This window comes from Streptomyces sp. NPDC006743, from assembly GCF_040703815.1.
Lineage (GTDB): Bacteria > Actinomycetota > Actinomycetes > Streptomycetales > Streptomycetaceae > Streptomyces.
Window position 1 is genome coordinate 1 of the sequence record NZ_JBEYJA010000104.1, and the last position, 9130, is coordinate 9130.

Sequence of the window (9130 nt, forward strand, 5' to 3'; positions counted from 1 at the left end):
GGTCCAAGGGCCGTCACCTGCTCCTGATCGCCTCCATGGACACTACCTGACTTCGGCTTGTCAGGGTGACGCCGGTTCGTCACCGACCCTCTTTCTCGTGTACCCGGCCGGTCATGCGGGGGCGGTGCGAGCCAGAACGGCCGTCACGTCATCGGCGGCGCGGAGCAGCAGGGCGGTCTGTTCGGGGTTGGAGTCGGCGGCTTCTCGTCCGGCGTAGAAGCTGAGCAGGGGCAGCACGCGCTGGAGGGCGGCGCGCAGGTCTGCGATGTGCTTCTCACCGGCAGCGGTGGGGGCGGGTGGAACGGCCATGTTCGGGTCTCCTGTCCGTCTGTCCGCGGCTGCACCCCTAGACTCCGGTGGGTGAGCCAACAGACACGCAACGTACCGCAGTTGATCGCTCAGCCGACCGCGTTCCCGGTCGCCGGCGCCTTGATGGCGGCGGTCGCTCTCTCCCCCTACGGCGGCGCCGGGCAGGCCGAGATCGACGCCTTCCCGCAGTACGCTTCCCTGGCCCCGCTCACCGGGCAGGCTCCTGCGGACGGGGGGCCGTGGCACTTCTGGCAGGACCAGGCCGGCGCCGTGGTCCTGGCGCTCAACAAGCCCGGCGTGGACGGCGCCGTCCACGTCGTCATGGAACTTGCCGAGCCCCCGGCCCTGTGGTGGGACCTCGCCCGGCAGCGCGCGCAGATGGCAGTGGTCTGGTTCCCCCACCTGCGCCACCCCACCGGCCCCGAGATGGAAGCCGCGCTGAACGCACGCGCCGGGTGGATGACCTCCGCCCGGCGGGTGCCGCCCGTGGACCTGCGGTAGACCACCCCGCACACGAAAAGGGGGGCGGCCCCGGTCACCACCTGGTGGCCGGGGCCGCCCCTTCGTCGCGGCGCTGCGGGTCAGAGGCCGAGCAGGAGCCCGGCTTGGGCGATCAGGTGTTCGTCGGCGGCCAGGGATGCCTCCCGAGCCGTGGTCAAAGTGTCGGTGCTGTCAGCGTCGCGCAAGGCGTAGCAGGCGCGGGCGGCGGCTTCTGCGGCCAGGCGGAGGGCGGGGGCGAGGACCGCGAGACGGACGGCGGGTGCGGAGATGGCGGCGCGGGTGGTGTGGCTGTGGCGGCGTGCTTCGGTCCAGTCCTCCCCCGTCAGGCGCAGGGTCTCGCGGTGCCACATGGCGGCGCGGTGGGCGGCGACGGCGGCCACCAGGGCGGCCACGGCGTCCACCGCGTCCCGGCGGCGGGCGGCGGTCTCGGAGTCGCGTAACGCGGTGCGGGACTGCCTGCCGGACAGCAGCCCAGACAGCAGCGCACCGGCGAGCGTTCCGGCGATGGCGATGACGGTAGCGATCACGGTGGGTGCCTCCAGGGAGGTGGCGGTGGGCGCGCCCGTCGGGTACACCCCAGTACCCGGGCGCCCGGTCTGGTCACAGTCACGTCGCAGGGGCCGGAGCCAGTGCCCATGGCTCCGGCCCCCTGCGCTGCACAGCGGGGACGGGTCAGTCGGTGTCCTCGTGCGGCTCCAGCAGGGCGAAGTACGTCTCGCGCTGCTGCTCTGTCAGCTCACCGTCGAGCGAGAGCGCGGAGCGGAGCGCGCGCAGGGCGTCCGTCTTGGCCATGCCCCACCTCTCGTGCGCCTCGCGCTGGATGTCCCCGATGCTGGAGTACGCGTCGGCCGGGAAGTGGCGGATGTACCAGTCGAGCATCTTGGCCACCGGGATCGTGAGGGTGAGGTGCCGGTGCCACTGCTGCGCCCTCTCATCGTGTTTGCCCTTGGCGCCGGCGTAGATGTCGAGGGAGTGCTGCCAGTCGTGCATCACCGCGGCCCGCACGACGCGCCCCAGGTGCTCGGTGGGAATGATCCGGTCGAGACTGGCGGCGACGGTCCAGGCGAGTTCACCGGCGACCTCTGCGACCGATTCCTGGTTGCGCTGGCGCAGCACCCATCGCTTGCGTACGTCGGGGCGGTCGAACAGGGTGCGCTGGAAGTCGGAGGCGAACCGGTCGCGGACCTCGGCCGCGCCGGGCGAGAGGCTGTCGCGGTCTTCCGCGGCCATGGCGGCCCCGATGCCCTCGAAGGAGCGCCGGCGGGCCTCCACCCAGTCCTCCGCCACCGCGCGGGCCCACTGGTCGCGGCCCCCGACGGTGGCCTGGGGCAGCGGTACCTCGTTGTCGCCGCGCGAGATGTAGGCGCGCAGCGTCGAGGCGTTGATACCGCCCAGCTCGGCCATCTCCGGGGCACCGAGCAGCTGCCCTGCGGTCAGTTCGGAGCTGGAGACGTCGACCACGCACCGCTCCAGCGGCAGGGCGTCGTCCTGCTTCTGGTGGTGCTGGGCCCACAGGGCGAGGTGGTCGAGCCAGTTGTCGGGTTCGGGTGCGTCGGCGTCGAACGTGGCGACCTTGGCGACGTACGCCCTGGCCGGGTCGGCGCGCCCGTCGAGCATGTCGGTGGCGTGGACGGTGACGGCCATGCGGGCCTTGCGGCGCTCAAAGTCCTGGGTGACCGGGTCCCATACCTGACCGGGCCGGTACCAGGTGGTTCCGTCCCACCAGTAGCCGCCGGCGCGGAACAGCAACTGGTCCCCCGCCCACTGGGTGTGCCAGAAGGACATGTCACGGGCGCGCATGAGCAGCACGGTCCGGCCGTGCTCGGGGTGGTAGCGCACCACCCAGCCCAGCAAGTGGTTCAGCGGGTCGCTGGTGAAGGCGTACCAGCCGCCGCTGTCGCGGTTGAGGTCGTAGCGGCCCCACATTCCGCTCATCTCATGGCGCCCCACCGCCTCGATGGCTTCCGGTCCCTCGTCGAGCGGAAGGTGGGAGTCGTCGACGAAAGGCAGGCCTGGCACCGGGTGGTCGGTACGCAGGCCGTTGGCGATCGGTAAAACGTGACTCAAGGTGGATTCCCCATTACCGTCGTGCGCTGCTCCCTTGTACAGCGCTCCATGACTCTCTTATACAGCTCCCAAGTCTCTTGCTGTGCAGCACCTTTCGGACAATCTCTCGCGCCATGTCCAGCTACAGCACAACGAAGAGAGCCGGGCTCTGAAGACGTGCAGCTTGAGGCCGGGGGAATGCCCAGTGATCGCAAACCAAGGCAAGGCGTCATCGCCGCCAGTTCAACGGAATCCATCCCACTGCTCCCGCTGGTCCGCTAGAAGGGGGAGCGTGACGAATCCGAGTGATCCTTTGCTGGTCGACGCGATGTGGCGGGCGGCGGACCTGACGCGGGCCTACCTCGCCCAGGACCGCGCCCGGGTCGCGGCCTGCCTCACCAACCTGGACACCGGCCTGCTGGAACGGATCGGGTCCTGGCTCGTCCTCGACCACGACCAGCTCTTCACCAGGCTGGGGGAACCGACCATGTCGGTGTCCCGCCTCAAAGCCGTGGCGGCCCTGGCGCCGGCCGAGACCGAGTTCGCGACAAGCACCGCCATCCACCGGGTCGCCGCAGCAGAGACCAGGCTCACCCCCGCGCTGGAAAGCCTCGCGCTGCCGGACCAGATCCACGCCCTCACGATCTGCATCGTGGTCATGCTCCTCGAAGCCTACGGGCGCACCCGGTCCCTGGCAGAGATCGACGACATGACCACGGACTACGAGCAAAGGGGGTACCCCCGGCCCTACCCGGTCCTCTGACCGGACAGGCGGCACCGCCTGGTGGAAGCAGGTTGTGCGGCCCCCGCTTTGACGGCCCCGCGCCGTAAGGAGTCCCACACCCCACCACCCCACCGGTCACCCGGGCCACGGCAGCGGCCGTTCGGGTGAATCACCACCCCTCGCAGAACTCCCGCCCGCTACGAGCACGTCGTGTGACACGTGGACGTGATCAACGAAGTACACGTGTCAGAACCCGGCCTCGTCGTCGTGGACGTCTCGTTGACTGAACTAATCCAGGCATTTTCGCAGGTCAGGGTACATGTCTGCTAGCTTCCGGGCATGCTTGATCAGCAGGGTCCCAGTAGGGACCTGGCCAGCTTCGCGCTGCCTGAAATCGGTCAACTCCTGGAGACGGGTGATCCATGGGAGCCATACCGGCTCGTGGATCCGACAGGGGAGCCTGTCCGACCTGTCGCGCTGTACTTCAAAGACCTCCTGGCCTCGAACAGTCCCGCCTCCACGTTGTACTCGTACGGCAATGACCTGCTGCGCTGGTGGCGGTTTCTGTGGGCCTTGGGCATCGAGTGGGACCGTGCGACCCGGGAGCACGCACGCGACTTCATGCTGTGGATGAGGCTGGCGGACAAGCCTGTGCGGCTCCACTGGCGTCACCGCGGAAAGCCTGGAGCAACGTCGTCCGCAGGGGCGACCGGGAAGCCCGCGCCGGGGACTCCGAATCCGGTGACCGGGAAGCCGACCATCGGTACGAAGTACGCAGAGAGCACTCGTGCTCACTGCGAGACGGTCCTTCGAACCTTCTACGACTTCCACCTGGACAACAACTCAGGCTCCCTGCTGATCAACCCGTTTCCGCTGGACAGGTCCCGTCGCCGCGGTCGGGCGAATGCCCACCACAACCCAATGGACAAGTTCAAGGACGAGAGGACGGGCCGCTACCGTCACGTCGTCGCACCCTACGACCTCCGGAGGAATACCGAGCCGTCACACCGGAGGAGTGGCAACAATTCATTGGGCACTTCGAGCGGCGCAAACTCTCCCTCGGGGACTGCGGGCGTGCTTACGGAACTGACTGCATCCACGAGCACGCATGCGTCCGATGTCCCGTCCTGATCGTCTCCCCTGCCGAGAGGGCACGACTGGTCGAAATCCGCGACAACCTCGCCGACCGGATCGCCGAAGCACAACGCGAAGGCTGGCTCGGCGAGGTCGAAGGACTCTCCGTCAGCCTCGCTGCGGCCGAGGAGAAAATCAACCAACTCGATGCACAACAAGAGCGACGGAACTCACCACTGTTCATGGGGATCCCCACATTCGACCAGGTTGCCCGCAGCGCTGCCCTGCTCGCCTCGCTCACCGGCCTGCTTCTGGCCGCCCCCGCCACCGCGGCCACCAACCCGGACGCTGCTGCGGTACCGCACCGTCTGGTGCGGGCGCCGGGGCAGACGGTGACGCTGCCCGTCCGCGACGCCCTGGCCCAGCTGCCCGTGCGGGAGGAGGACCGCACCGGCTACCAGCGCTCCAAGTTCAAGCACTGGATCGACGCCGATCACGACGGCTGCAACACGCGCGCCGAGGTCCTCAAGGCGGAGGCCGTCACCGCGCCCGAGCAGGGCCCGAACTGCCGCCTCACCGGGGGCGTCTGGTTCTCCCCGTATGACGACCGCTACATCAGCGGGCCGAGCGGCCTGGACATCGACCATCTCGTCCCGCTCGCGGAAGCCTGGGACTCTGGCGCCAGCACCTGGACCCCCGCGGAACGTGAGGCCTACGCCAACGACCTCGGAGACGACCGTGACCTCATCGCCGTCTCCGCCGCTTCCAATCGGTCCAAGGCCGACCAGGATCCCTCCACCTGGCTTCCCCCGGCCGCCGGCTACCGCTGCACGTATGTCACCGACTGGATCGCCGACAAGACCCGCTGGGCCCTGACCATCGACGCCCCCGAACAGACCGCACTGGCCGAGGTCCTCGAACAGTGCCCGGACGCCCCGATCACCGTCACCCTCGCCCGGTAGCCGGGGCGCGGCTGCTTCGCCCCGGCGTGGCACCTCGGCGCCCTGGCCCGGGTTGGCAGGCACTGTGGCCGCCCGAGTCCCCGCTCGCGTATGCCGGCCATGAGCGGCGCTCCGCCATGACCGTGCCCCGCCCGGCGGCCCCGGCCAGCGGTCTATGCGCTGCGGGGCCGGCGGCCGGACGGCTTCTTCCCGGTCTTCCCGGCTGTCTGCTTCTTCGTGGTCTTCTTAGGCGGGCGCATCTCGTGCACGTCCGCCTCCCCCTCCCCTTCGCCGCGGCTGTGCCGGGCACGGGCCACCGATTCGTTCAGCGCGGCCATCAGGTCCAGCACCTGGCTCGGCTCAGCCTCCGGCTCGGGCGCTTCGGCGGGCTCACGATCCTCGCGCTTGGCCTCGATGATCTTCTCCAGAGCCTCGGTGTAGGTGTCGCGGAACTCCGGGCCCTCCAGATCCTCACGAGCCATGGTGTCCATGAGGGCGAGGGCTCCGTCAATCTCCCGCTCCGACACGCTCACGGCAGGCGGAGCCACCTCGGCCGGATCCCGGATCTCATCGGGCCAGCGCATCATCTGGAGCACGAGCACGTCGTCCTTGACGCGCAGGATCCCCAGGCGTTCCCGGCCGTGCCACGCCCACTTCGCGACCGCCACCCGTGACGAGCGGCCCAACGCCTGCAGCAGCAGCTTGTACGGCTTCGCGGCCACCTGCCCGTCCGGTGCCAGATAGTAGCCGTCCCCGAGCCGGATCGGATCGATCGAATCCAGCGGCACGAACGCATCGATCTCCACCGCGCGGGCGGTCGGCAGCGGCAGGTTGTCCAGCTCGGCGTCACTGATCGGGACCACCTGGTCCCGGCTGACCTCGTACCCCTTGCCGATCTCCGACTGCTCAACCTCCCGGTCCTCCAGCTCACACACCTTCCGGTACCGGACCCGACCGCCGTCGACCAGGTGGTACTGGTGGAAACGGACCGAGTGGTCCTCGGTCGCCGACTGGACATGGATAGGGACCGTGACCAGGCCGAACGAGATGGCACCGGACCAGATCGTCCGAGGCATACAGACAGCCCTCTCTCATCAGCCCCGAGCACCTCCAGGCTACGAGCCAGCCGGCCCCACGGCACCCAGACACCTCTCCCCCGCGAAAGGACCGCCGACGTAGGCGGCACAGAAGATCAAGCACGGCTGCGTACGGTGGTGAGCATGTCGACGCCCCCTGCCCCTGCTGCGCCCGGCCCCGTGCCGGTGCGGGTCGTGCTGCCTGCCGACCCGGTCCTGGGGCATCCCGAGCAGGAGATCCTGGCGCGGCTGTGGAGGCGGCGGCAGACCGAGACCGGATGGGTGTTCCTCGTCGGCCTGCCGTCCTACCAGGGCAGCGAGGACGGCGCCGTGCAGGCCGCGGAGTACCGGGTATGGGTCCGCGCCCCGCAGCACGTCCGGCCGGTCGACGGCGTCGACTACGACCAGGTCCCCACCGACCGGCTGGAAGCGCCGGCCCCGCCGTCGGCCGTCCGCGAGATCCTCGGAGAGCGCCGACCGACCGGCTGGGTCGTGCAGAAGGTCCGTGTCAGGCGCGGTCCGGCCCGGCGCGTCCTGCACGCTCCCGACTGCACCGACGCGCCATCCGACGCCGTGGTGCTCGACCTGGAGCGCGCCCTCGACCTCGCGGAGAACCCGACGACGACCCTGTGCACCCTGTGCGGGGCCGCGCAGGAGATCACGCCGGTGCTGCGCGGATTCGACCACACCGGAGACGAGACGGACCCTTCCGACACGTAGGGCGGACCCGGGCGCAGGTCCGGGGCGACGGTCACGGCTCCTTGGGCCAGGCCGTCACCACGGCGCCCGTGGTCTCGTCGACGAGGGAGACGCGGGCCTGGGGCAGACTGCCGTACTCGCCCACCCAGACGGTGAACTTCCGACGTGCAGTCCCCTCCCTCGCCCACCAGCCATGCGCGGCCGGGCGGCCGCCGGTGGTCAGGGTGAGGTGGAAACGCTCGTCAGACACGCTCCCAGGATGGCAGACCGGCTCCATGCTGCGCGCTCCCCGCGTCCCCGCCACCCAGCGGGATCCTCTCCACCACCTCCCAGGTGATCGCCTTCCCGCCGGCGGACGCGGTGGCGGTCACGTCGACCAGATCCACCGCGGTGACCCACAGCGGGGCGTGGCCGGGCCTCACGCGGCGCAGGAGCCGCTGCGCCTGGTCGGAGTCGGCTTCACCGTGGGCGTAGGCGGTGGTGAGGTGGGGGACACCGAACGGGTAGCGGCAGGCGTCGTCTCCGAGCACGGCGCGGGTGGCGCTGCGGGCGAGCCGGTGGAGGGTGCTCAGGTCCTCGTCGGGGTGGAGGTCAGCGATCACGCCCGTGGGGTAGGACAGCAGACTGCCCACCATCACCGTGAACGGCGGCACCTCCGCCAGGCGCCGGGCGGCCTCCCGGACCAGGCGGCCACGCTGGGCGGTGAAGATGTCATGGGCGGGGCGGCTGATCTGGTCGACGGTGATGTGCACCCATCGCGGCTCGACCGGAGTCAGGGGGAAGCCGGCATCCCGCAGGACCTGGCGGGAGTCCGAGAGCAGCCGCGCCAGCGGCTGGTGCCGAGGGTCGTCCCAGTCCACGGTGATGTACCAGTGGAGCAGCGTGCCGGTCTCTGCCTGCCAGGGGGCGGTGCCCTGCTGGAACTGGAAGGGCTTCATGCCCGCAACGTAGCGCCCCGGGACTGAACGGCGCGGCCGGGCAGGCCGGTTCGGCAGTCCGAGGCATGTGAGCGGGGCGGCCGTGTAGCGTCCGGGCATGACTCGCACCCGCACGGTCCGCCTGCCCTCCCATGTGCCCCCCTCCGCCGTCACAGTCGACGGCGTGCAGCACCGTGTGCAGGAGGACGACGGCAGCACCGTGGTGGAGTTCGTCGGTGTCCTGCGCGTGCACGGCCGGCCCGTCCTCTCCCCCGGCCAGCTCCTGGAACTGTGGGAGGGCCAGGCGCACCTTGAGTACGAGGTGGCCGAGGCCACCCTGCGGCCCCAGGACGCCATGCCGGTGAGCGACAAGGCCCGGCTGGGCGCCTACGCGGTAGGCGCCGACATCGCACGCAAGGTCCGCGCCCTGGGCCACACAGACGACAAAGTCCCGGCAGTGCTGGAAGAGATGCGCGCCCAGTTCGCCGCCAAGGGCCCGGCACAGGGAACCACGGCCACAGCCGCCCGGCGCGCTGCCGCCCAGGAGACAGACACCGTCCTCCAGCAGATGACCGCCGCATGGCAGCAGGCCATCACCTTCGAGTGGATCAGCGACACCTGATCCCATCACTCGCGCGAATGCCGGGACCGCCGACGGTTCGCAATGGCCAGTGGTACACAACGAACTGTTCGAATGATGCGAACAGTTCCTTCCAAATCTGGAAGCGCAGTGGTCAGGCACCGGCCTTCAGAGGTCGTTTTCTCCCGATGTTTTATCCCGGAATGGGTGTTTGATCCTGGGGTGTCGGGTCGCGCCAGGAGATCGTGTTCTCGCCGGTGAGG

Annotated in this window: 13 protein-coding genes; 7 read left to right on the forward strand and 6 right to left on the reverse strand. The window is 69.8% G+C overall.

The features are described 5' to 3' along the window. Nucleotides 1-111: 111 nt before the first annotated feature. On the reverse strand, nt 112-309 hold the full coding sequence (locus tag ABZ719_RS36520; RefSeq protein WP_366729476.1) for a hypothetical protein: 198 nt from the start codon (nt 307-309) through the stop codon (nt 112-114). Between the two features lie 51 nt (nt 310-360). Between ABZ719_RS36520 and ABZ719_RS36525 the strand changes: the two genes are divergently transcribed. Then, complete coding sequence (locus ABZ719_RS36525; RefSeq protein WP_366729477.1) at nt 361-810, forward strand: hypothetical protein; 450 nt, start codon at nt 361-363, stop codon at nt 808-810. Nucleotides 811-890: 80 nt separating this feature from the next. Here ABZ719_RS36525 and ABZ719_RS36530 read toward each other — a convergent pair whose 3' ends face one another. Together ABZ719_RS36530 and ABZ719_RS36535 are read right to left on the reverse strand one after the other, a co-directional pair. Further along, complete coding sequence (locus ABZ719_RS36530; protein WP_366729478.1) at nt 891-1337, reverse strand: protein kilB; 447 nt, start codon at nt 1335-1337, stop codon at nt 891-893. 145 nt (nt 1338-1482) lie between these two features. Then, the gene (locus ABZ719_RS36535; RefSeq protein WP_366729479.1) at nt 1483-2877 is read right to left on the reverse strand and encodes a hypothetical protein; all 1395 of its coding nucleotides are present in this window, start codon (nt 2875-2877) and stop codon (nt 1483-1485) included. Nucleotides 2878-3148: 271 nt separating this feature from the next. Between ABZ719_RS36535 and ABZ719_RS36540 the strand changes: the two genes are divergently transcribed. The 4 genes from ABZ719_RS36540 to ABZ719_RS36555 all read left to right on the forward strand — a co-directional run bounded on the left by ABZ719_RS36540 (nt 3149) and on the right by ABZ719_RS36555 (nt 5616). Continuing rightward, nucleotides 3149-3619: a hypothetical protein gene (locus ABZ719_RS36540; RefSeq protein ID WP_366729480.1), complete on the forward strand. Its 471-nt coding sequence runs from the start codon at nt 3149-3151 to the stop codon at nt 3617-3619. 180 nt (nt 3620-3799) lie between these two features. After that, the gene (locus ABZ719_RS36545) at nt 3800-3910 is read left to right on the forward strand and encodes a DUF6207 family protein (RefSeq protein WP_366729481.1); all 111 of its coding nucleotides are present in this window, start codon (nt 3800-3802) and stop codon (nt 3908-3910) included. A gap of 9 nt (nt 3911-3919) precedes the next feature. Continuing rightward, nucleotides 3920-4711 (forward strand): hypothetical protein, encoded by a 792-nt coding sequence (locus ABZ719_RS36550; RefSeq protein WP_366729482.1) that lies wholly within the window; start codon nt 3920-3922, stop codon nt 4709-4711. Nucleotides 4712-4896: 185 nt separating this feature from the next. Next, nucleotides 4897-5616: an HNH endonuclease family protein gene (locus ABZ719_RS36555; protein ID WP_366729483.1), complete on the forward strand. Its 720-nt coding sequence runs from the start codon at nt 4897-4899 to the stop codon at nt 5614-5616. A gap of 152 nt (nt 5617-5768) precedes the next feature. Here the strand turns inward: ABZ719_RS36555 and ABZ719_RS36560 are convergent, their stop codons facing one another. Further along, the gene (locus tag ABZ719_RS36560) at nt 5769-6671 is read right to left on the reverse strand and encodes a Ku protein (RefSeq protein WP_366729484.1); all 903 of its coding nucleotides are present in this window, start codon (nt 6669-6671) and stop codon (nt 5769-5771) included. Nucleotides 6672-6815: 144 nt separating this feature from the next. Between ABZ719_RS36560 and ABZ719_RS36565 the strand changes: the two genes are divergently transcribed. Next, entirely contained in the window at nt 6816-7391 is a 576-nt protein-coding gene (locus ABZ719_RS36565; RefSeq protein WP_366729485.1) for a DUF6233 domain-containing protein, read from the forward strand. Between the two features lie 31 nt (nt 7392-7422). On the opposite strand, the gene ABZ719_RS36570 is transcribed toward ABZ719_RS36565, so the two are convergent. Both ABZ719_RS36570 and ABZ719_RS36575 read right to left on the reverse strand, forming a co-directional pair. Continuing rightward, on the reverse strand, nt 7423-7620 hold the full coding sequence (locus ABZ719_RS36570; RefSeq protein WP_366729486.1) for a hypothetical protein: 198 nt from the start codon (nt 7618-7620) through the stop codon (nt 7423-7425). Then, nucleotides 7613-8308, reverse strand: a complete 696-nt coding sequence (locus tag ABZ719_RS36575; protein WP_366729487.1) for a 2'-5' RNA ligase family protein — start codon at nt 8306-8308, stop codon at nt 7613-7615. Before ABZ719_RS36575 ends, ABZ719_RS36570 begins: the two co-directional genes overlap by 8 nt. Nucleotides 8309-8405: 97 nt before the next feature. On the opposite strand from ABZ719_RS36575, the gene ABZ719_RS36580 reads away from it, so the two are divergent. Next, nucleotides 8406-8909, forward strand: coding sequence for a hypothetical protein (locus ABZ719_RS36580; RefSeq protein ID WP_366729488.1), 504 nt, complete (start codon nt 8406-8408; stop codon nt 8907-8909). The last annotated feature ends 221 nt before the right edge of the window (nt 8910-9130 follow it).

What these genes read in the sequence shown, in the direction of transcription:
- ABZ719_RS36520 (WP_366729476.1), bottom strand. Translation starts at nt 309, where the DNA reads ATGGCCGTTCCACCCGCCCCCACCGCTGCCGGTGAGAAGCACATCGCA.
- ABZ719_RS36550 (WP_366729482.1), top strand. Translation starts at nt 3,920, where the DNA reads ATGCTTGATCAGCAGGGTCCCAGTAGGGACCTGGCCAGCTTCGCGCTG.
- ABZ719_RS36555 (WP_366729483.1), top strand. Translation starts at nt 4,897, where the DNA reads ATGGGGATCCCCACATTCGACCAGGTTGCCCGCAGCGCTGCCCTGCTC.
- ABZ719_RS36560 (WP_366729484.1), bottom strand. Translation starts at nt 6,671, where the DNA reads ATGCCTCGGACGATCTGGTCCGGTGCCATCTCGTTCGGCCTGGTCACG.
- ABZ719_RS36565 (WP_366729485.1), top strand. Translation starts at nt 6,816, where the DNA reads ATGTCGACGCCCCCTGCCCCTGCTGCGCCCGGCCCCGTGCCGGTGCGG.
- ABZ719_RS36575 (WP_366729487.1), bottom strand. Translation starts at nt 8,308, where the DNA reads ATGAAGCCCTTCCAGTTCCAGCAGGGCACCGCCCCCTGGCAGGCAGAG.
- ABZ719_RS36580 (WP_366729488.1), top strand. Translation starts at nt 8,406, where the DNA reads ATGACTCGCACCCGCACGGTCCGCCTGCCCTCCCATGTGCCCCCCTCC.